The 20,851-nt window shown below is 65.6% G+C and carries 19 protein-coding genes; 3 read left to right on the top strand and 16 right to left on the bottom strand.

Annotated elements, in window-relative coordinates; translation table 11 throughout:
- Positions 1 to 3: 3 nt before the first annotated feature.
- Positions 4 to 903 (bottom strand): LysR substrate-binding domain-containing protein, encoded by a 900-nt coding sequence (locus tag ACIPY3_RS17410; protein ID WP_400336182.1) that lies wholly within the window; start codon positions 901 to 903, stop codon positions 4 to 6.
- Between the two features lie 101 nt (positions 904 to 1,004).
- Here ACIPY3_RS17410 and ACIPY3_RS17405 point away from each other — a divergent pair, with 101 nt between their 5' ends.
- Positions 1,005 to 2,075, top strand: a complete 1,071-nt coding sequence (locus ACIPY3_RS17405; RefSeq protein WP_400336181.1) for a YeiH family protein — start codon at positions 1,005 to 1,007, stop codon at positions 2,073 to 2,075.
- Between the two features lie 4 nt (positions 2,076 to 2,079).
- On the opposite strand, the gene ACIPY3_RS17400 is transcribed toward ACIPY3_RS17405, so the two are convergent.
- The 13 genes from ACIPY3_RS17400 to ACIPY3_RS17340 all read right to left on the bottom strand — a co-directional run bounded on the left by ACIPY3_RS17400 (position 2,080) and on the right by ACIPY3_RS17340 (position 14,666).
- The gene (locus tag ACIPY3_RS17400) at positions 2,080 to 2,556 is read right to left on the bottom strand and encodes a heme-degrading domain-containing protein (protein WP_400336180.1); all 477 of its coding nucleotides are present in this window, start codon (positions 2,554 to 2,556) and stop codon (positions 2,080 to 2,082) included.
- A complete protein-coding gene (locus ACIPY3_RS17395) occupies positions 2,553 to 3,563 on the bottom strand; it encodes a Gfo/Idh/MocA family protein (protein ID WP_400336178.1) in 1,011 nt (336 codons plus the stop codon). Before ACIPY3_RS17395 ends, ACIPY3_RS17400 begins: the two co-directional genes overlap by 4 nt.
- Positions 3,564 to 3,567: 4 nt before the next feature.
- Positions 3,568 to 4,452, bottom strand: coding sequence for a TolB family protein (locus ACIPY3_RS17390; RefSeq protein WP_400336176.1), 885 nt, complete (start codon positions 4,450 to 4,452; stop codon positions 3,568 to 3,570).
- Positions 4,449 to 5,339, bottom strand: a complete 891-nt coding sequence (locus ACIPY3_RS17385; RefSeq protein WP_400336174.1) for a DUF1080 domain-containing protein — start codon at positions 5,337 to 5,339, stop codon at positions 4,449 to 4,451. The genes ACIPY3_RS17390 and ACIPY3_RS17385 overlap by 4 nt, the downstream gene beginning before the upstream one ends.
- A gap of 4 nt (positions 5,340 to 5,343) precedes the next feature.
- A complete protein-coding gene (locus ACIPY3_RS17380; protein WP_400336172.1) occupies positions 5,344 to 6,342 on the bottom strand; it encodes a sugar phosphate isomerase/epimerase family protein in 999 nt (332 codons plus the stop codon).
- A 1-nt stretch (position 6,343) separates the two neighbouring features.
- The gene (locus ACIPY3_RS17375; RefSeq protein WP_400336171.1) at positions 6,344 to 7,522 is read right to left on the bottom strand and encodes a Gfo/Idh/MocA family protein; all 1,179 of its coding nucleotides are present in this window, start codon (positions 7,520 to 7,522) and stop codon (positions 6,344 to 6,346) included.
- Between the two features lie 29 nt (positions 7,523 to 7,551).
- Positions 7,552 to 8,673, bottom strand: a complete 1,122-nt coding sequence (locus ACIPY3_RS17370; protein ID WP_400336169.1) for a Gfo/Idh/MocA family protein — start codon at positions 8,671 to 8,673, stop codon at positions 7,552 to 7,554.
- Positions 8,670 to 9,416: a sugar phosphate isomerase/epimerase family protein gene (locus tag ACIPY3_RS17365; RefSeq protein ID WP_400336167.1), complete on the bottom strand. Its 747-nt coding sequence runs from the start codon at positions 9,414 to 9,416 to the stop codon at positions 8,670 to 8,672. The genes ACIPY3_RS17370 and ACIPY3_RS17365 overlap by 4 nt, the downstream gene beginning before the upstream one ends.
- Positions 9,417 to 9,482: 66 nt before the next feature.
- Positions 9,483 to 10,376, bottom strand: a complete 894-nt coding sequence (locus ACIPY3_RS17360) for a carbohydrate ABC transporter permease (protein ID WP_397323712.1) — start codon at positions 10,374 to 10,376, stop codon at positions 9,483 to 9,485.
- Positions 10,376 to 11,344, bottom strand: coding sequence for a carbohydrate ABC transporter permease (locus ACIPY3_RS17355; RefSeq protein WP_400336165.1), 969 nt, complete (start codon positions 11,342 to 11,344; stop codon positions 10,376 to 10,378). The genes ACIPY3_RS17360 and ACIPY3_RS17355 overlap by 1 nt, the downstream gene beginning before the upstream one ends.
- Positions 11,345 to 11,355: 11 nt before the next feature.
- Complete coding sequence (locus ACIPY3_RS17350; protein ID WP_400336163.1) at positions 11,356 to 12,672, bottom strand: ABC transporter substrate-binding protein; 1,317 nt, start codon at positions 12,670 to 12,672, stop codon at positions 11,356 to 11,358.
- Positions 12,673 to 12,783: 111 nt separating this feature from the next.
- Entirely contained in the window at positions 12,784 to 13,578 is a 795-nt protein-coding gene (locus tag ACIPY3_RS17345; RefSeq protein ID WP_400336161.1) for a hypothetical protein, read from the bottom strand.
- Complete coding sequence (locus ACIPY3_RS17340) at positions 13,575 to 14,666, bottom strand: Gfo/Idh/MocA family protein (RefSeq protein WP_400336159.1); 1,092 nt, start codon at positions 14,664 to 14,666, stop codon at positions 13,575 to 13,577. The genes ACIPY3_RS17345 and ACIPY3_RS17340 overlap by 4 nt, the downstream gene beginning before the upstream one ends.
- 189 nt (positions 14,667 to 14,855) lie before the next feature.
- Here ACIPY3_RS17340 and ACIPY3_RS17335 point away from each other — a divergent pair, with 189 nt between their 5' ends.
- Positions 14,856 to 16,076, top strand: coding sequence for an ROK family transcriptional regulator (locus ACIPY3_RS17335; protein WP_400336157.1), 1,221 nt, complete (start codon positions 14,856 to 14,858; stop codon positions 16,074 to 16,076).
- Between the two features lie 100 nt (positions 16,077 to 16,176).
- On the top strand, positions 16,177 to 17,370 hold the full coding sequence (locus ACIPY3_RS17330) for a CynX/NimT family MFS transporter (RefSeq protein ID WP_400336155.1): 1,194 nt from the start codon (positions 16,177 to 16,179) through the stop codon (positions 17,368 to 17,370).
- A 219-nt stretch (positions 17,371 to 17,589) separates the two neighbouring features.
- Here the strand turns inward: ACIPY3_RS17330 and aceB are convergent, their stop codons facing one another.
- Both aceB and aceA read right to left on the bottom strand, forming a co-directional pair.
- Positions 17,590 to 19,242, bottom strand: coding sequence for a malate synthase A (aceB, locus tag ACIPY3_RS17325; protein WP_400336153.1), 1,653 nt, complete (start codon positions 19,240 to 19,242; stop codon positions 17,590 to 17,592).
- 239 nt (positions 19,243 to 19,481) lie between these two features.
- Positions 19,482 to 20,795, bottom strand: coding sequence for an isocitrate lyase (gene aceA / locus ACIPY3_RS17320; RefSeq protein ID WP_400336152.1), 1,314 nt, complete (start codon positions 20,793 to 20,795; stop codon positions 19,482 to 19,484).
- Positions 20,796 to 20,851: the final 56 nt, after the last annotated feature.

Here is a 20,851-nt window from a genome sequence, read left to right as displayed (position 1 = left end):
AATTCAGTTGCTTGCCTTGGCGATGCGGATCAATTCCGCGGCGCTGCCGTCGGGCCTGCGTTCGGGGAGCCAGACGGCCCGCAGGGAACGCGTGAGATCCAGTCCTTGAACAGGGACGGCGACGAGTTGCCCGGTGGCGAGTTCGGCCGTGACGGCGAGCTCGCTCAGCACGGCCACGGCCGCGCCCTCGGCCGCTGCTGCTTTGACAGCCACGGTGCTGGCGAGCTCCAGGCGTGCCTCGGGCAACGGCGTCCCTGATCGTTCCAGGGCCCTGACCAAAGTGTCGCGGGTTCCCGACCCTACCTCCCGGAGCACCAGGTCGGCGGCGGTCAGTTCTTGGGGGTCCACCGGTGTACGCCTGCGCGCCCAGGGGTGGGTAGTCCCCACCACCACAACCAGCTCATCGCGGGCCACGGTGGTTGAAGCAACAGTGCGCGGCAGTGCGGGCGTTTCCACGAAGCCCAGGGGAACCTGCCGGGCGGCTACCTGTTCCAGGACCTCCCCGGAGTTGCCCACGGCCAGGCTGACGTGCAGGTCCGTGTGTGCCCTCCGGAAGCGTGCCAACCAGCGCGGGGCCAGGTACTCGGCAATGGTGAGGCTGGCCGCCACGGTCAAATGGGCAGCTTGCTCCTCAGCCAGGGACCGTGCGCCCAGGATCATCCGGTCCATGGCGCCGAGGGCCTCGCGCGCCCAAGCCGTCACCACCTCGCCCTCGTTCGTGACCCGGGAACCCGCGGGGGTACGGATCACCAGGGTGAGCCCAAGTTGCCGTTCCAGCCGGGCGAGGGCGCGGCTGGCATTGGGCTGGGCCATGCCCACCCGGCGGGCCGCAGCGCCGAGCGAGCCTGTCTCGGCGACCAGGACGAGGATTTCCAGCGCGGTCAGATCGGGGCGACTGCTCATGCTTGGAAGATATGCCTAGGGTTCAGCTCATGTCAATTAAGCATGGGTTCAGGCCGAAGTGAGGGCTATCGTGGGCTGCGGTTTCGGGGGATCGTGGAACCATGAGCACCATCAGGCCGCGTACGGCACCCGTTTCGGAGACGCCGAAGGCACACGCCGCGGCAGCTATCCGGGCTCTTGCTCCCGGACTTGCTGCCTGCGTTGTTGCCGTGGGCGTCGCCTTCGGGCTGCATGCTTTGCTGCCATCCCTGCCGGCCATGACCATCGCCGTGGTCCTGGGGATTGTGGCCGCCAATGTGCCCGGCGTTTCCGGTTGGGTAGGAGGCCCCTGGCAAGCGGGGCTGCGCTTTGCCGGCAAGCACTTGATGCGTGCGGGCATCGTCCTTCTGGGGCTGAAATTGAGCCTGGGAGATATCGCTTCGCTGGGCTGGCAGGCTTTTGGGCTCATCGTCGCCGTGGTGTTGCTCGCCTTTGCCGGGACCTACGCGCTGGGCAGGCTCTTCAAGCTTCCCGGCGATGTCCCGCTGCTGATCGCCACAGGGTTCTCCATTTGCGGTGCCTCGGCGATCGGTGCCATGGCTGCCGTGCGGGGAACCAAGCATGAGGACACCGTGCTGCCTGTTGCGCTGGTAACCCTGTGTGGCACGTTGGCCATTGGTACCTTGCCACTGCTGATGCACCCGCTGGGTTTGGACGTCGTGACCTTCGGCCGCTGGGTGGGAGCGTCAGTACACGACGTGGGACAGGTGGTGGCTGCGGCCCAGACCGCCGGTGCGGTTGCCTTGAGTGCTGCGGTGGTCATCAAGCTCACGCGGGTGGTTTTGCTGGCACCCATCGTCGCGACGGCTGGCGTGTGGGAGCGCCGCCGGCGGGTGCGGAGTGCTGCAGGCACCCCGGGCACCCCAGGTAAGTTCCCGCCGATCGTGCCGCTCTTCGTGCTTGGTTTCCTGGCCATGATCGCCCTCCGCACCCTTGGCTGGGCTTCGCCAGCGGTGCTGGATGTCGGGGGCCTGCTGCAGGAGATCGCACTCGGGGCCGCCCTCTTTGGGTTGGGCTCCGCGGTCCGGGTGCGGGAACTCCTGCACGCCGGACCACGGTCCCTGGTCATGGCCTTGTGCGCGTGGGCGTTGATCGCCGCCCTGGGCCTGGGCGCCGTGTGGTTGATGGCCTAGAAATTCACGTCCCTACCGTCTTCAGGTAGTTCCGGATGCCATCCACCACCAGCTGGTGGTCTTCATCGGAGGCCAGTCCGGACACAGTGATCGCGCCGATGACCCCCGCACCCTTTACCCGGATGGGGAAGGAGCCGCCAGCCAGGGTGTAGTCGTCGTGCGAAAGCCAACCCCCGCCGAGCGGGCTGTGGCCAGCAGCGGAAAACTGTTCGGACAAGAGCGCAGTGCTGTGCTCAAACCGCAGCACTGAGGCCGACTTCCGGCGGATCCATTCTTCCTGGTCGGACGTGGCTCCGGGCAGGACGCAGCGGAACAGCACGATATTGTGTCGGCGAATATCAATGGCCACACCGAAACCGGACGAGATGGCGTGGTTGGCGATGAGGGAGCCGAGCCGCCAGGCATCGTGGTGGTCGAAGCTTGCGAAGACCAGTTCCTCTTCCTGGGCCCTGAGTTCCGCGAGCCGGGGTGTTTCGCTCATGACTTGTCCGCCTCGTAGCTCAGCCCGATCTGCCGGCGGATCTCGTCCATCGCGGCCATGATCGCCACCGTTTCCGCGGGTGGGAGGATGGTTCCGGCCGTTTCCCCAGCGGCCACGAGCCGCTCCAGCTCGGCGGCCTGGTACTGCATGCCGCGGCTGGTCACGGGCTCATCGAAGCGCTCCACCACGGAGCCATCCACGGCATGGACCGTGAACGGTACCGGGTTGTACCAGGTGTGCTCGATGTCGATCCACCCCTCTGTCCCGATCACCAAAGCACGGTTGGCGCTCGCGGCGTCCAGTTCGCAGTCCACCAAGGCCTGCGCACCGCCGTCGTAATCGAAGATCGCCGCGGTCTGGCGGTCGACGCCGGTGGCCGTCATCGATGCGCTCGCGGTGACACGCGACGGCGCCCCGAGGATGTCGATCGCGAAGGAGACCGGGTAGATGCCGAGGTCCAGCAGCGCGCCGCCGCCGAGGGCGGGGTCGTTGAGCCGGTGCGCGGGATCGGTGGGGAGGCTCTGGTTGTGGCTGGCCACCACCTTGCGGACCTCGCCGATGGTCCCGGCGGCGATGACCTCGCGGATCCGGATCATGTGGGGCAGGAACCGGGTCCACATGGCCTCCAGCGCCACCAATCCCTTGGACGCAGCCAGGTCGGTGATCTCGCGGGCCTCCCGGGCGTTCATGGTGAACGATTTCTCCACGAGGACATGCTTCCCGGCGTTCAACGCCAGCAGCGCGTTGGCGTGGTGCATGGGGTGCGGGGTGGCGATGTAGATGACGTCCACCTCGGGGTCCGCGGCGAGGTCCTCGTAGCTGCCGTGCGCGGTGGGAATGCCGTGCTGTTCGGCGAACGCCTTGGAGGAGTCCAGGGAGCGGGAACCCACGGCCTGCACCGTGAAGCCGTTCCCGCGCAGGTCCGCGGTTTGCAGTCCGGCGATGAAGCCGGTGCCGAGGATGCCCCAACGGATGGTGCCGTCGGAAGTGCCATGGGGGTGGGTCACGTGCTTAGTCCTTTGGTGAGTCAGTGAGGGGGTACGCGACGAACGCGAACCGTGAAGAGTCCGGCGACCAGCTGTTGACGTTGAGCGTACCTTGGCCACCAAACAGCGGCCAGATGTGCAGCGGAGTGTGCCAGTCACCTGTTGAGACGAGCACGACGGCGACCGGCAAGTCCGCGGGGTGGCCTTGGGTTCCGCTGGGGAACCGGATGTAGGAGGCGTACTGGGCATCCGGGGAAAGGTGCGGGAACCAGTCCACCGTGTTTGTTTCCAGGAGTTGTTCGAACCCTGTCCCGTCCACGCGGATCCGGGCGAGCTGGGCATGGCCTTTGTCCGTGCTGAAGGATTCCGTGTTGAGGTAAAGCCACTTTCCGTCCGGCGAGTACTCCGGGCCGTCGCAGTGGCCGTCTCCAACATCGACGCCGGCGGCAGCACCGCCGTCGGACGCTATGGTCATGAGGCGGCCCGGCTGCGTGAAATCCCCGTCCGCGATCCCCACGTACGCGAGCTCCTTGCCGTCCGGGCTGACTCCGTGGAGGAAGTGCCAGGAGCCGTCGTCCCCGGTGATCCGGGTGGCGTGGCCGCCGGTGAGCGGTGCCCGGTAGATGTGGCCGTCGTTGGCGGAGAGGAAGATGTTCTTCCCGTCCGGATCCAGGACGTGATCGTTGTTCAGGTCGGGTACGCCGGTGAGGGGGATGTGGGTGAGTTCGCGGCTGGCCACGTCCAGGCGCCACAGTTTCCCGTCGCCGTTGAGGATCAAGGACTGCCCGTCGAGGGTCCAGTTGGGTGCTTCGAGGAGGATGCTGTCCGTGCTGTAGAGGAGTTCGGCTTCGCCGGTGACCGATGCGATCCAGACTTCGCTGCGCTGGCCGGGTTGGAGGGTGCGGTTCACTCAGTGTCCTTCCCGCCGTCGCCGGCGAGTTCCTTGATCCGGATGTTCCGCCAGCGGCATTGCGCGCCCTTTCCCCACCGGGCTTCGCCGAACATGGAGTCGTTGTCGTGCACTTCCAGCGCAATGTGGCCCCGGGTGCCCAGTGTTTCGAGGACGTCAGCGGGGTTGTAATTAGGCGAATCCAGGGTGGCCGTGTCCAACTCTGCGATCTTCACGCCATTGACCCACGTGGTGATGACCGGCAAGGCTCCGACGCAGCGGATACGGAGCTCGTTCCAGTCGTCCCAGCGCCAGGCGTTGAGAAAATCCTCGACGTCGGCCGCGTAGCTCAAGCGGGCACGCTTCTCGTCAGTGACGGGTTCCACGGACGTGGCCGGGTCATCGGCGATCAGACCCGTGGGGCGGCCGTCCTCATCGAGGGCGACGTCCACGGCGAAAGGAACCGCCGAGAAACTGGCCAGCCCGTTGCCGAAGAACCCGCCAATGCCGCCCGAAGGCCGGTGGTCCACCAGCACCTGGAAACCTTCCCAGGAATCCGGGCGACGGCGAAGCATCACCCCCGTATCCGCCGGCCAGTCCGGGCGCATCTCCAACACCAGTTCGAAATCACCGAAGGCCTGCTCGCTGACGAGGTAGCCGCCGTAACCGCTGCCGGGGGAGTCCTGTTCGCCGATCAGCACGCCGTCCTCCACGAACCAGTGCGCGGGGTGCTTCTCCGGTTCTACTGGCGGGGTCAGGCCCAGGGCTTCGAAACGCTCCAGGAGGAGGGGCCCGCCGGGGTACTCCGTACCGTACACGCGAGGTACGGAGTACCAACCGGCCAAGGAGGAGCCGTCGAACAGCGGGACGAAACCGTCGCCGTCGTCGTTCTTTACCGTTTCCGCCACGCGCCTAGTCCTGGCTGAAGGCGGCGTCGAAGCTGGTTTGGGAGGCGGGGAAGTCGAACTTCTTGAGGGCTTTGAGGGCTTCGGGGGCGCCGTGGAGGCGGTCCATGCCGGCGTCTTCCCATTCGATGCTGATGGGGCCGTTGTAGCCGATGGCGGTGAGGGCGCGGAAGGAGGCTTCCCAGGGGACGTCGCCGCGTCCGGCGGAGACGAAGTCCCAGCCGCGGCGGGGGTCGCCCCAGGGCAGGTGGGAGCCGAGGACGGTGTTGCGGCCGGTTTGGCGGACCTTGGTGTCTTTGCAGTCCACGTGGTAGATCCGGTCTTTGAAGTCCCAGATGAAGGAGACGGGGTCGATGCCTTGCCACATCATGTGGGAGGGGTCCCAGTTCAGGCCGAATGCTTCGCGGTGGCCGATCGCTTCGAGGGTGCGGACGGTGGTCCAGTAGTCGTAGGCGATTTCGGAGGGGTGGACTTCGTGGGCGAATTTCACGCCTTGTTCGTCGAAGACGTCCAGGATGGGGTTCCAGCGGTCGGCGAAGTCCTGGTAGCCGGCGTCGATGATCTTTTCCGGGACGGGCGGGAACATGGCGACGTATTGCCAGATGGAGGAGCCGGTGAACCCGACCACGGTGTCCACGCCCAAGGCTTTGGCTAGCCGGGCGGTGTGTTTCATTTCTTCGGCGGCGCGCTGCCGGACGCCTTCGGGGTTCCCGTCGCCCCAGACCTTGGAGCCGACGATGGCTTCGTGGCGGAAGTCGATGGGGTCATCGCAGACGGCCTGGCCTTTGAGGTGGTTGGAGATGGCCCAGACCTTGAGGTTGTACTTGTCCAGGAGTTCGAGTTTGGAGTCGACGTAGCCGGGTTCGTCCCAGCGCCAGGCGTCGAGGTGGTCTCCGGAGACGGCGATTTCCAGGCCGTCGTAGCCCCAGCCCGAGGCAAGCTTGGCGACTTCCTCGAGGGGGAGGTCGGCCCACTGGCCGGTGAACAGGGTGTACGGGCGGGGCATGTCAGGCTCCTTCGGTGGTGTTGGATAGCTGGATCAGTGAGCTTTTGGCAGCTGCGGACTCTTCCACGGCGGCGAGGATGTGCTGGACGTTCAGTCCTTCTTCGAACGACGGCGACGGCTGGCTTCCGTCCCGGACGGCAAGGAGGAAGTCGCGGATTTGGTGCGTGAAGGTGTGTTCCCAGCCGATGATGTGACCCTGCGGCCACCAGGCTTCGAGGTAGGGGTGTTCGGGTTCGTTGACGAGGATCCTCCGGAAGCCCTGCTCCCGGACGGGAAGGGTGGCGTCCAGGAAGCCGAGTTCGTTGAGGGCTTCGAGGTCAAAGAGGATGGTGCCTTTGTCGCCGTAGATTTCCAGTTTCAGGGAGTTCTTTTGTCCGGTGGCGACGCGGGAGACTTCCACGGAGGCGATGGCTCCGGAGGTGAGGGTGAGCGTGGCCCAGGCGGCGTCGTCGACCGTGACGTCTTCCGGGCCGTCAGGGCCGGGGCGCTGGTCCACGAAAGTGTGCAGGCGGCCGGTGACCTCGGTGACGGCGTCGCCGAGGAGGTAGAGGATCTGGTCGATGGCGTGGGAGGCGATGTCACCCAACGCTCCGGAGCCGGCGGTTTCCTTCCGGAGCCGCCAGGTCATGGGCGATTCGGCGTCGGAGAGCCAGTCCTGGAGGTAGGCGGCTCGGATGTGGCGGATGGTGCCGAGGCGGCCTTCGGCAATCAACTCGCGGGTGAGGGCGAGGGCGGGGACGCGGCGGTAGTTGAAGCCGATCATGGACTGCACGCCCCGGGCGCGGGCCTTGGCTGCGGCGGCGGTCATGAGTTCGGCTTCGGCCAGGGTGTTGGCGAGGGGTTTTTCGACCAGGACGTGTTTGCCTGCTTCGAGGGCGGCGATGGCGATTTCGGCGTGCATCCAGCCCGGGGCGCAGATATCGATGATGTCGATGTCGTCCCGGTGGATCACGTCCCGCCAATCGGTGGCGGATTCGGCCCAACCGTACTTTGCTGCGGCTTCCGCGACCTGGGTGGCGTCCCGGCCAACGAGCACTTTCTGCTCGAAGGCCGGGACGTCGAAGAAACTGGCCACATTCCGCCACGCGTTCGAGTGGGCCTTCCCCATGAAGGCATAGCCGATGGCGGCCACACCGAGTGGACGGTCGGAAGGCAGGGACGAGTGGGCGGGGGTGGTCATGTTCTTGTTCCTCGCTGGTTGCTGCGGATTTAGAGGGTAGCGGTTTCCGGTGCCCAGTCCTCAGGGACGGCTGCCGAAGCGGGTGCGTTGCTGGTGACGTCCACGAACGAGCCGGACTCGACGGACTCGGAGATCGAGACCATGGTGTCCAGCACGTGGTAGGCCAGGTCGCCGGTGGCGCGATGCGCTGAACCGGAACGCAGGGCACGGGCCATGTCCAGCACACCGAGACCGCGGCCCTGGGCCGGACCGGTGGCGGGGATGATCTCCGGTTCCTCCGCGCCAGGACGCCAGAGCTTGAGGTCGCCGTCGAAGTAGTTCGGGTCAGGCAGCGACAGGGTCGCCTCGGAGCCGGTGATTTCCACGAAGCCCATCCGCAGGCGCGGGGACTCGAAGGAGAACACACTGTGGGACGACTGGCCGCCTTCGAACTGCGCCATCGCGGAGACGTGGGTTGGGACCTCGACGGCGAATTCCTCGCCTGCCTTGGGACCGGAACCAACGATCCGCGTCTTCTTCGCGGCGGAGCCGACGGCGGCCACCTTCCGGACCGAACCGAAGGTCTGGATCAGGGCCGTGAGGTAGTACGGGCCCATGTCGAACAGCGGGCCCGCGCCCTGGGCGAACAGGAACGACGGGTTCGGGTGCCAGGATTCCGGGCCGGGGGTCTGGAAGGTGGTCATGCCCGTCAGCGGGGTGCCGATGTCCCCGCGTTCGATGATCCGGCGGGCGGTCTGCAGGCCGGCACCCAGGAACGTGTCCGGGGCGGTGCCCAGGCGGATGCCCGCGGCGTCGGCGGCCTTGAGCAGGCCGAGCCCGGATTCGCGGTCCAGGGAGAACGGCTTCTCGGTCCAGACGTGCTTGCCCGCGTTCACTGCGGCCGTGGCCACCTCCACGTGCGCGGCCGGGATGGTCAGGTTCACGATGATTTCGACGTCGGGATGGTTCAGTGCCAGCTCGGGGGCACCGAACTCGGCGATCCCGTATTCCTTGGCACGGGCCTCGGCGGCCTCGACGAAGAGGTCCGCGATCACGTGGACTTTCAGGTCCGGGAACGTGGTGAGGTTGTCCAGGTACTGCTTGGAGATGTTGCCCGCGCCGATGACGGCGACGCCAACAGGGCCCTTGCGGGTGGACGGTGCGAAGCTCATGCCTGGGCACCTTCCTTTGCCGTGTTGAGGTAGTTCAGGGACTCGGTGATGCCCTGGAAAATGTCGCCTGAGTAGTCATCGAATTCCACGACGCCCACTTCCAAGGACTTGGCTGCGGCGATAACGTCCAGGACCGGGATGGTGCCTTGGCCAGCGGGCTGCTGGGCCTTGATGTCCGTGGTGGCCGGGCCGTCCTTGATGTGGATGAACTTCACCCGGTCACCCAGGCGCGCCAGCAACTCCACCGGATCCTGGCCGCCCACGGCAGCCCAGTAGGTGTCCACTTCCAGGACCAGTTCCGGGTCCAGGAGGGATTCGAAGTACTCCAGCGCCGTAGTTCCTTCGATGGTGGACTCGAGCTCCCAGGCGTGGTTGTGGTAGCCCACCCGGATGCCGTACTCGGCGCCCTTCTTCGCGGCTGCATTGAGCTTGGCCGCGGTTGCCTGGATGTCCTCGGCGTTCTGCCAGTGCTCGGCGGGCAGGTAGGGATCGATCACCGTGGCGATGCCCAACTCCTTCGCCGCAGCGAAGATCTCATCCTGGTCCTGGGACAACAGCGGCGCGTGGCCGGAAGGGGCCGTGAGCCCGTTCTCCTTCAACGCTGCGCCAAGCTCGGAAGCAGTAGCCACGAAGTTGTACGGCTCAACCTGCGTGAAGCCGATCTCGGCGACCTTCTTGATGGTTCCAGGCAGATCCTCGGCGATCGCGTTGCGGAGGGTGTACAGCTGGAGTGAGTAAGACATGGGATTCCTTTACAGGGAGTGGGTTTTTTCTGACGTTACGCTTCGGGTGCAGTGAGCGGGAGGGACCTAGCGGCCGGCGAGGGATCCGCCGATTCCGCCGACGCTGAAGTACTTGTTCAGGGCGGCGAAGACGATGATCGGCGGGAGCATCATGATCACGGCGAGGGCCATGACTCCGGACCAGTCGGTGAGGTTTTGCTGGAAGAAGGACTGGACACCCATGGGAAGGGTGAAGATTTCGTTGGAGCGCAGGAACACGATCGCTACCAGGTAGTCGTTCCAGGCCAGCAGGAAGGCGAAAATCGCGGTGGACAGGATGCCCGGGAGCGAGTTGCGCAGCACCACTTTGGTGAAGGAACCGAACACGGAGCACCCGTCGATCCAGGAGGCTTCCTCGAGGCTGATCGGGATGGAGTCGAAGTAGGCGGCCATCATCCAGGTGGCCACGGTCATGGTGGAACCGACGTAGATGATGGTCAGGCCCATGAGGTTGTCCACCAGGCCCATCGCGGCGAAGAGGATGAACAGCGGCACCACCGAGGTGATGATGGGCAGGGACTGCATGACGAACAGCAGGAGCGAATAGCCGGAGACGGCCTTGGACCGCCCGCGGGAGAGCACGTACCCGGCCGGTGCAGCGACGGCGACGGAGACCACCACTGTGGCCAGGGTGGTGATGAGGCTGTTTTGCAGCCAGATCCCGGCGAGGGTCTTGGAGAAGACCCCGGTGATGTTCTCAAGGGTGAGGCCCGTGGCGGTGCTGTTCGGGGCCGGGGTGAGGGCCAGGATGATAGTGACCATGATCGGCACCAGGACGATCGCGGTGATGACCAGGATCAGGGCAAACCGCCACCAGCGTCCGCGCATGCCGGCTTCGGACAGGACGCGGCGGGCTTTGCCTGGTTCCGCGATGCCCAGGGCGGGGCCGGACTCGGGGTGGGCGTGGAGTACTGCGCTCATTATTCGACGCTCGACTTTCGGATCTGGCGGTACAGGATGACCGAGACGACTACCAGGGTGATGGTCATGAGGAAGGCGATAGCGACGCCGGGGCCGGTGGCGAAGTCCTGGAAGACGGTGCGGTAGGCCAGGACCACCAGGGAGGTGGTGGCGTCAACAGGGCCGCCGCCGGTGAGCAGGTAGATGGTGGGGAAATCGTTGACGCAGAAGATCGTCATCAAGATCCAGGAAATGTAGGTGGAGCGGGCGATCAGCGGGAGGGTGATCTGGGTGAACTGCTGGAAGCGGGAGGCGCCGTCCATGCTCGCTGCTTCATAGACGGTGTCATCCACCGAGGCAAGGGCCGCGGAAGTCATCATCATCATGAAGGGGAAGGAGACCCAGACCTTGAAGATCATCACCGTGACCGCTGCGAGGGTGGGGTCGGCCAGGAACAGCGGGGTGCCCAGGCCGAGGCCACGGAAAATCGAGGGGATCAGGCTGTCCGGGGTGGCAACCAGCCAGTTCCAGGCGGTAGAGGACACCACGATCGGGACCACCCAGGGCAGGAGCAGCAGCACTTTGAAGGTGCCGCCGGCGGGGATCTTGGTGCGGAGCAGCAATGCCAGGCCAAGGCCCACGGCCCAGGACCCGAACACTCCAACAATGGTGAACAGGAGCGTGAACTGGGCGGCCTTCCAGAATGCCGGAGAGGACAGGACCTGCTGGAAGTTCTGGATTCCGACGAAGTCGCCGGTCTGGATCAGGTTGCCGTCGTGGGTGGCCTGGACGCCAGCCTGGAACAGCGGGTAGCCGTGGATGAGGACCAGCAGGATCACCGAGGGGAGCAGGAGCCAGAAGAATGTCCTGGAGGCCTGGGCGGAGAGTTTGCTCTTCCGGTTCAGGTTCAGGGACCCGCCCCCGGGCCCGCCGGGGGCAAGCCCCTTGCGGGCCCGGGCCAGGCCGGACTGCGCTGTAGTGGAGGACATGGTGCGGGCGCCTACTTCTTCAGGACGGACTTGAGGCCCGTTTCAAAGGCCGTCAGCGCGGACTTGGCGTCGGTCTTGCCGGTGAGGACGGTCTGGGTGAACTGGTTCAGTGCCTGGCCGCCGTCCAGGGCTGCGAGGTCGGCGCTGAGCGTGGTGCCCTGCGAAGCGAAAGTCTTGGCGATCGGGACGTATTCCTTGACGATCTTGACGTTGTTGGCGTCGGCCGTGAATTCGGGGAGTTCGGTGATGGACTTGAACACGGGCAGGGCGTTCATGAGCTTCTGCTGCCACAGTTCCTTGAGCTTGCCCAGGTAGTAGACCACGAACTCTTCCGAGGCCTCCTGGGACGGGGTGTTGGTGTACATCATGATGTTGTTCGGGAAGATCAGCGCGGCCTTGTCCCCGTGCGGGCCGGCGATGGGGCTTGCTACGACGAGGTCGCCGGAGGTATCGCCCACGCGCTCGGGAACACCTAGGGTCAACATGCCGTAGGCCGCCTTGCCGTCTTTCCACTGGGCGTTCAGGTTGTCCGAGGTGTAGCTGACGGCTGCGGGATCGATGACGCCGTTGGAGACGAGTTCGAGCATGAACTCGATGGCTTCAACGTTGCGGTCATTCATGACGTCCAGCTGGCCGTCCTTGGTGAACACGCCGCCGCCGTTGTTGATCATCATCATGATCATCAAGTGGTTGCCGATGTTGTTGCCCGCGCCGGAACCGGTGGCGAAGCCAACAGCGCCGAGGGACTTCATCTTCTTGCCCGCCTCAAGCAGGGAGGCCCAGTCGGTCGGGACCGCCACGCCGGCCTTCTCGAAGAGCGACTTGCGGTACCAGAGCGGACGGATGTCCAGCTGCCACGGGACGGCGACGTAGCCCTTGGACGTCTTGAAGGGTTCCACCACACCAGGCAGGAAGTCGTCGAACATGCCGTTGGACTTGAGCTTGTCGATGACCTTGTCCGCGTAGGCGATCTGTCCCTGCTCCTCGAACTGGAATGCCTGGAAGCCACCACCGGTGGAAACGGCGGGACCGGTCTTGGACGCAATGGCCGAGGAGAACGTCTGGTAGAAGTTGTTCCACTGGATGATCTGGTACGTGGCCTTGCTGTTCGCGCCGGAGAATCCTTCAGCGATCTTCTTCGCGGCGTCGTTGTAGGCCGGCGTGGCCCACGGCATGTCCCAGAACTTGATGGAGCCACCGGCGCCACCGCCCTGCGAGGCCGAGCCTCCGCCACAGGCGGCCAGGAGCGGAACCGACGCGGCTGCCGCCGTCAGGCCGAGGAAACCGCGGCGGGAAAAGGCTTTGTTGGCTGCGGGCTGAACATTCATGATGATTCCTTTCGGGACCGGTCCACTTTCCTGGTGGCCGGGCCAGCTCAACGTTGAGAAGGGCAAATGCTGCGAATGACTGGTACTGCTTCTTGTGAAAAGGGTTGCGAACTAGGAGAGGGTGGACAGGGATTCCGTCAGCGCCGCGAAGCGATGCAGATCGGTGGGAGCAGTGCCGGAGTCAAGGTGGTCCTTGAGCCGGCGCCACGTGGCGCGGTGGGCGGATTCGTAAAGCGTCGGCAGGAGCAGTTCGCCCTGCGGTCCGGTGACTTTGACCGTTGCCGGCCAGGCTGCCAGGGGGTCCGGAAGCGTGACTCCCACGCCGCCGTCGTCGGTCAACAGACTGATGTGGACGCCGGCGGGACGTGCGTTGGACAAGATGCCCTGCAGGGCAGCGGGCGCTCCGTTGGCGAGCCGTGCGGCCACGGTGTAGCCGTGCGGTCCGCGGACCACGACGTGCAGGTCAATAAGGGAGCCGGTCAAACGCACGACGGCGGCAACATGGTCGGCGAGCAGCTCGCCGGAGTCGCTGCCCGCCGGGGCCGTGGCCACCGAGTCGAGGACGGCGGCGCGGCCGGCCATGGTGCGGACGGCATCCTCGGCTCCGGCCGCGGCGGGGCTGGAGGCCCAGCGCTGGTCGAGGACGATCGCGGTGCCGTGTGCGTCCGCCGCCTGCTGGAGGTCTTCGACGCTTTCGGCTGCCGGGTTCACCACGATGATGCCGCGGGCGCCGGCGTCGATTGCTTCGATAGCCTGGTCCGTCCAGCCGGGGCGGCCGTTGATGACGCGGACATCGGCCGTGGTGGAGGCGTGGGCAAACGTTTCCGGCAGGGAGGCTACGGCCAAGGCCACTGCGCCGGCTTCCTGTGCCTCCGGAGTGGTATGGACCGAGTAGTGCTTGCTCATGCGTGGGCTCCTTCGCGGACCGCCTGCTGGGCACGGTGGTCCGCGTCCACGGCGGCAACCGTGGCTTCGGCGATGTCCAAGGCGAACGTGAGGTCATCGATCAAGGTTTGGGCCGACGGCGGTTGCTTGGTTCCGGTAGCGATGGCTGCCAGTTCGCGCCATTCGCCTTCGTAGCCGTTGTGGTCGAACGGGCCGTGGACTGTTGTCTCGTCGCGGCGACTGAACGTGGTCACTGCGGACCCTGCCTGCACGTAGGACGGGGTGAAATCGATGCGGACAGCCTCCTCGTCGGAGAAAGCCTCAAAGCTCCACTCCGGCTTCCAGGTGTTGTTCATGGCTGCGCGCAACTCGATGGTCCGGGTTGGTGTGCGCAGGGAGATGACGTAGCCGAACGGGCGGACATGCCGTGCTTCGAGGACCTCGACCTCCTCGAAGTCGGGAGTGAAGCGGCGGACCAGGGGGAGGTCGTGGATGGCCAGGCCCATGATGCCGCCCCGGAGCATGCCCTTGATGACCTCGACGTCCTTGTAGTCCGGGGTTCCTCCGGCGGGGCGGGTGATGATCTCCGTGGCGAAGTCCTCGAAACGGGCATTCGGCGGGAGAACGATCGAGGAGCGGATGGTATGCGCAGTTTCGGGAAGGGAACCCCAGTTGGCTTCGGCGGCCAACCAGCCGGGATCGAAGGTATGCATGGCGCCGACGATGATCGGCACTCCCGTTTCCTCGCTGACCTCCGAGATCTCCGCCGCCTCTTCGGCGTTCCACGCGAAGGGCTTCTCGCACAGCACGGCCTTCTTTCCGGCGCGGCAGGCCGCGATGACCTGTGCTGCGTGGAACTGGTGTGGGCTGCAGATGGCAACAACGTCTACTTCGGGGTCGCCCAGGAGGGCGTCGATGCTGGTGCTGTGGGTGGCGCCCACCCGTGCGGCAACGGATTCCGCAACTGCGGGATCCACGTCCATGATGTGGCGGACAGTGAGGAGATTGCCGAGGCGGGCGAGGGAGGGGAGGTGGATTGCCTGGGTGACGGGGCCGGCGCCGAGGATGCCGACTCCGAGTGTTCGGGCAGCGTCTGTGTGGCTGGACAAGTTCAGTTACCTCTTCGTAAGCAGAATCAGAACGGTAGATCGACGCCGGCGATACCGGACATCGTTAGTTGTGATGTGGTGCTGCTCACAACCTATGGGGACTTTTGCCGAGCGTCAAGCAAAAGTTGAAATATTCCCGACAATCTTTTGGTGCGTGACACGCATAACCATCCGTGCTTCACTGTTTCCATGACCTCAGCACCCGGAAATGACGCTGGTAAAGACGCCTCGGCGCAGGACGCCGGCAGTCTTTCGCGTGCTGGAGATCTCTTCCAACTACTCCGCGACGGGCAAGCCAGGACCCGGGCCGAACTCGCGCTGACTACTGGCCTCGCACGTTCCACCGTCGCCTCGCGCATCGATGCACTCATCAGTTCCGGACTCGTTGGCCCCGCCGGTGAGGCAAGCTCCAGCGGCGGCAGGCCGCCGTCGCGCTTTGCCTTCAACCCGGCCGCGCGCGTAGTGCTCGCCGTCGACGTCGGAGCCACCCACGTGATCGTCGCCGTCACGGACCTCGGCGGAAAAGTCCTCGCCGAACGGCGCCTCAAGCAGGAAGTCGCCGACGGGCCGGAAGTTGTCCTCGGCAGGGTCATCGCGGCGGGCAAGGAACTGCTGACCGAAGCCGGACGCGACGTCGGCGACCTCGCAGGCATGGGCATCGGCCTGCCAGGTCCCGTGGAACACGACACCGGACGCCCGGTCAAGCCGCCGATCATGCCCGGTTGGGACGGCTTCGACGTCGTTCCTTACGTTCAGCGCTCACTGCCCGTGCCGGTGTTGGTGGACAACGACGTGAACATCATGGCCCTTGGCGAACGCACCGCCTATTGGCCCGAGCACGAGAACTTCCTGTTCATCAAAGTGGCCACCGGCATCGGCGCGGGCATCATCAGCAGCGGTGACCTGCAGCGCGGCGCCAACGGTACGGCCGGCGACCTGGGGCACGTCCGCGTGCCGCGGGGCGACGATGTCCTCTGCCGGTGTGGCAACCACGGGTGCCTCGAAGCGCTTGCCTCAGGTCCCGCGGTCGCACGACAATTGGCGGCCCAGGGACTGGAAGCCGTCACCGGCGCTGACGTGCTGCGACTCGTGGCGGAGGGAAACCTGCAGGCGATCCAGGCGCTCCGCCAGGCCGGCAGGGACGTCGGCGATGTCCTGGCCACCGTGGTCAACCTGCTTAACCCGTCGATGATCGTCATTGGCGGCAGCGTGGGGGAGGCCGGCGAGCACCTGGTGGCCGGTATCCGCGAGGTGGTTTACCGCCGGTCGCTGCCGTTGGCCACCACGCACTTGCGGATCGGCATCTCCATGGCAGGCGACCGGGCGGCCATCCTCGGCGCAAGCCAAATGGTCACCCAGCACGTGCTGTCGCCCGCCGTGATCGAAGCCACGCTCCAAGCCACCGGTTAGGAACGACTTCCGGCGCCCTGGTGGCTGCAAGCGTGATAGCAATGAAAGTGATGAAAACGCTTCCTGTCATTTCCCGGCCCGTCACTGTCCGGCCCGTTCCGTGAGTCAGCTCCTTGCCAAAGTCCCGCGCGGTTGGCTGATCCTCGCTTGCATAGGCCTTATTGCCCTCAACATGCGTGGGCCGTTCGTCGCCGTTGCTCCCGTGGTGGATTCCCTGCGGCAGGATCTCGGGTTCTCTCCCGTTGAGCTCGGCCTGCTGACCGGCATTCCGGTGCTCTGTTTCTCCCTGGCGTCGCCGCTCGCGTCCATGGCCGGGCGGCGCTTCGGGGCGGAATTCGCCATCATGCTCACCCTGCTGGGCGTCCTGGCAGGCGTGGTGATCCGTTCCAGCGGTGGCGGCGTTCCTGTCATGGTGGGCACGGTGCTCATCGGCGTGGCCATCACCATCGGCAACATTGCGGTGCCGTTGATCATCCGCAGAGACTTCGCTCCGCGCCGGCAAGCCACCGCGATGGGCGTGTACACGGCTGCGTTGAATATCGGCTCGTTCCTGACATCCGTGGTGACTGCGCCGCTCGCCGACCTCGTAGGCTGGCGGCTCTCCCTCGCGGCGAGTGCGTTGCTGGCCTTGGCGGCGATCGTGTTCTGGCTGCCTACCGTTGGCGTGCGACGGGCCCTGGTTCCTTCGCCCGTTCCGCCCGTGCCTGCATCTGCGTCCGGTCCCACGCGCGGAGTTGGCTGGCTCGTTGCCGGGCTCACGCTGGGCTTCGCGGGCCAGGCGTTCTCCTACTACGGCGTCACCGCCTGGCTGCCGAGCTTCCTTTCCGACGAGCTCGCCATGGGCACCGCCGAAGCAGGCGCTGGTTCGTCGCTGTTCCAGATTTTCGCGATTGTCGGCGGCTTGGGCGTGCCACTGCTGGCCCGCTTCTCGAGTACGACGACGGTGGCGGTCACCTTGAGCGCGCTGTGGCTGACCGTTCCCGTTGGCCTGTTGTTCGCGCCCGGCCTGTGGTGGCTGTGGTCCTCGCTGGGTGGGATTGCCCAGGGCGGCGGCATCACGGTCATCTTCATCGCCGTCATCAAGTTCGCCCATTCCCAGGCAGCGGCGGGAAAGATGTCCGCCGTCGTGCAGGGCGTGGGTTACTGCTTCGCCGCCTTGGCTCCGACGATCGTTGGCTACGTCCACAGCGTGTCCGGCGGCTGGACCGTTCCCTTGCTGGTGATCCTGGGCTCGGTGCTCACGTTCTGCATCTGCACCACGTTGTCCGTGCGCTGGGTGGCCCGCCAATCCTGAGCCGCCCGCAAGGTGAGCCTCCCGCACAAGGCGAGCCCCGCCGTCGTGCGTACCCAACTGGGTCGCAGTTAAGCGCGTTTAGACGGCTCTAAACGCGCTTAACTGCGACTTACTTGGGTGCGGAAAAGCCCCCGTGCTGGGCTGCCTCCCCGACCATCGGGGTCACTTGTTGCGAAGAGTGCAGGCAGCCCAGCGTCGGGGCTTCGGTTTGGCCGTTCGCTAGGCGGCGACCAATTCTTCTTGCGTCGCCTCTTCCCTGGCTTCGGTGAGGAAGCGGGCGTAGGCCGGGATGGTCAGGAAGGTGGGGAATTCTTCGGTGAGGGTGACTTCCTCGAAGATGCTGCGGGCGTCTGCGAAGCGGTCACCGTCGAAGCGTTCCAGGCGGGCGAATTCCTCGTCCAGCATGTCCTGGACCCACTCACGGGAGATGATGTCCCCGTGCTCGGTGATGGCGTGGGCGTGGATCCACTGCCACAGCTGGGAGCGGGAGATCTCCGCGGTGGCGGCGTCTTCCATGAGGTTGTGGATGGCCACGGCCCCGTTGCCCCGGAGCCAGGACTCGATGTAGCGGATGCCTACCTCGATGTTCAGGCGTATGCCGGACTCGGTGATGGTTCCCTCGGTGGTGGAAAGGTCGATCAGGGCGCGGTCGTCCGGGGTGACGTCCTCGCGGCTGCGTTCCAGTTGGTTCGGCTTGTCACCGAGTACTGAATCGAAGACTTCGCGGGCCACGGGAACCAGATCCGGGTGGGCCACCCAGGAACCGTCGAAACCGTCGTTGGCTTCGCGGGTCTTGTCGGCGCGGACCTTCTCGAAGGATGCCATGTTGGCTGCCTCGTCCTTGCGGTTGGGCACTGCTGCTGCCATGCCTCCGATGGCCATGGCCCCGCGGCGGTGGCAGGCCCGGACCAACTGTTCGGTGTAGGCCCGCATGAACGGCTGGGTCATGGTCACCTGGCCGCGGTCCGGGAGGACGAAGCGCGGGCCACGGATGCGGAAGTTCTTGATCAGGGAGAAGATGTAGTCCCAGCGGCCGGCGTTCAATCCGGACGCGTGGTCGCGCAGTTCGTACAGGATCTCTTCCATTTCGAAGGCGGCCGTGATGGTTTCGATCAGCACCGTGGCGCGGATGGTGCCCTGCGGGATGCCGAGCAGGTCCTGGGCCAGGATGAAGATGTCGTTCCAGAGGCGTGCTTCGAGGTGGTTCTCGATCTTGGGCAGGTAGAAGTACGGGCCCTTGCCCTGGGCCAGCAGGCGCCGGGCGTTGTGGAAGAAGTAGAGCCCGAAGTCCACGATGCCGCCGGCGATCGGCTTGCCGTCGATCAGCAGGTGCTTCTCCGGCAGGTGCCAGCCACGGGGACGGACCACGATGGTGGGCAGCTCCTCGGCGGGCCTGAGCTTGTACTCCTTGCCCTCGGGGGAGGTGAAGTCGATCCGACGCTCCAAGGCATCGGTCAGGTTCAACTGGCCCTGGATGACATTGCGCCACGTGGGCGTGGACGAATCCTCCATGTCCGCCAGCCAGACCTTCGCCCCCGAGTTCAAGGCGTTGATGGTCATCTTCTTATCCACCGGACCCGTGATCTCCACGCGACGGTCCTCCAGACCCGGAGCCGGGGGAGCCACCCGCCACGACGGATCGTTGCGGATGCCCTCGGTCTGTGGGAGGAACCGCGGGTCCTGGCCACTCGAAATCGCATTGCGGCGGGCGTGCCTTGCCTGCATCAGCTCCTGCCGCCGATCGGCGACCGCCCGGTGCAGCTTGCCGACGAACTCAAGGGCGTCGGGAGTGAGGACCTCGTTCTGCCGCGAAATGGGCTGCGCGGTCAACGTGATGCCATTAATAGTGAAGTTGTCGGTGAAGCTGTTCATTTCGAGACTCCTAAGAAAATGTTCGACGGCGGCACTGGTCACCTTGGGGGCCGGGCCGGGCAATCCTCCGCGTGCTATTCCCCATCCCGCTCGCTGGGCCTCGCAGAGCTCGGCCGGCGTCCGGGACAGGGCCCCTTTTACGCACGCTTCCGGATTCCCCATCCCGGCCGGGGGCGGTGAGTGCCGCCGTCGTGCCTTTGGTGAGCGAAGCGAACAGCTCACCTTTGGGCGGTTGGTGGTTAGTGGAACTGGCCCTCTTCGGTCGATCCGACCAGTGCGAGGGTGGAAGCGTTCGGGTTGAGCGCTGTGGCGATGTCGTCGAAGTAGCCGGTGCCGACTTCGCGTTGGTGCTTGGTGGCGGTGTAGCCGCGGGATTCGGAGGCGAATTCCTTCTCCTGGAGTTCGACGTAGGCGCTCATGCCTTCGCGGGCGTAACCGTGGGCGAGGTCGAACATCGAGTAGTTCAGGGCGTGGAAGCCGGCCAGGGTGATGAACTGGAACGTGAAGCCCATGGCGCCCAGTTCGCGCTGGAACTTGGCGATGGTGGCGTCGTCCAGGTGCTTGCGCCAGTTGAACGACGGCGAGCAGTTGTAGGAAAGCATCTGGTCCGGGTACTCGGCCTTGACAGCTTCGGCGAACTTGCGGGCCAACTCGAGGTCCGGGGTGCCCGTTTCCATCCAGATGAGGTCCGAGTACGGGGCGTAGGCCTTGGCACGGGCGATGCAGGGTTCGATCCCGTTGCGGACCTTGTAGAAGCCCTCGGCGGTGCGTTCTCCGGTGATGAATTCGCGGTCGCGCTCGTCAACGTCGGAGGTGATCAGCGTTGCTGCTTCGGCGTCGGTGCGGGCAATGACGACGGTGGGCGTGCCTGCGACGTCTGCTGCCAGACGGGCTGCGTTGAGGGTCCGGATGTGCTGCTGGGTGGGGATCAGGACCTTGCCGCCGAGGTGGCCGCACTTCTTCTCCGAGGCGAGCTGGTCTTCCCAGTGCACGCCCGAGGCGCCGGCGGTGATCATGGATTTCATGAGTTCGTAGGCGTTCAGCGGGCCACCGAAACCGGCTTCGGCGTCGGCAACAATCGGAACCAGCCAGTCCTCAACGGACTTGATGCCCTCGGCGTACTCAATCTGGTCGGCACGGAGCAACGCGTTGTTGATGCGGCGGACAACCTGCGGGACCGAGTTGGCCGGGTACAGCGACTGGTCCGGGTAGGTGTGGCCGGAAAGGTTGGCGTCGGCGGCAACCTGCCAACCGGAGAGGTAAATGGCACGGAGGCCGGCCTTGACCTGTTGCACGGCCTGGTTGCCGGTCAGTGCACCGAGGGCGTTGGTGTAGCCGCCGGTGGGAGCTTCCTCGGTGAGCTGCTTCCAGAGCTTCTCCGAACCACGGCGGGCCAGGGTGTGCTCTTCGGAGACGCGACCACGGAGACGGACGACGTCGGCAGCCGAGTAATCACGGGTGACGCCCTCCCAGCGCGGGTTGGCGGACCATTCAAGTTCCAGCGCTGCGGCCTGCTCTTCTGCGGTCAACTCTGGTTCAAACGATGCGGTCATTGCATGTCTCCTTGGTGGTTCCCGGGCCGGCCTCGGCTGCGTCGTTGCAACGTCGG

This window comes from Paenarthrobacter sp. NPDC089714 (genome assembly GCF_044748905.1).
Lineage (GTDB): Bacteria > Actinomycetota > Actinomycetes > Actinomycetales > Micrococcaceae > Arthrobacter.
This window is presented reverse-complemented; position numbering and strand designations above follow the sequence as displayed.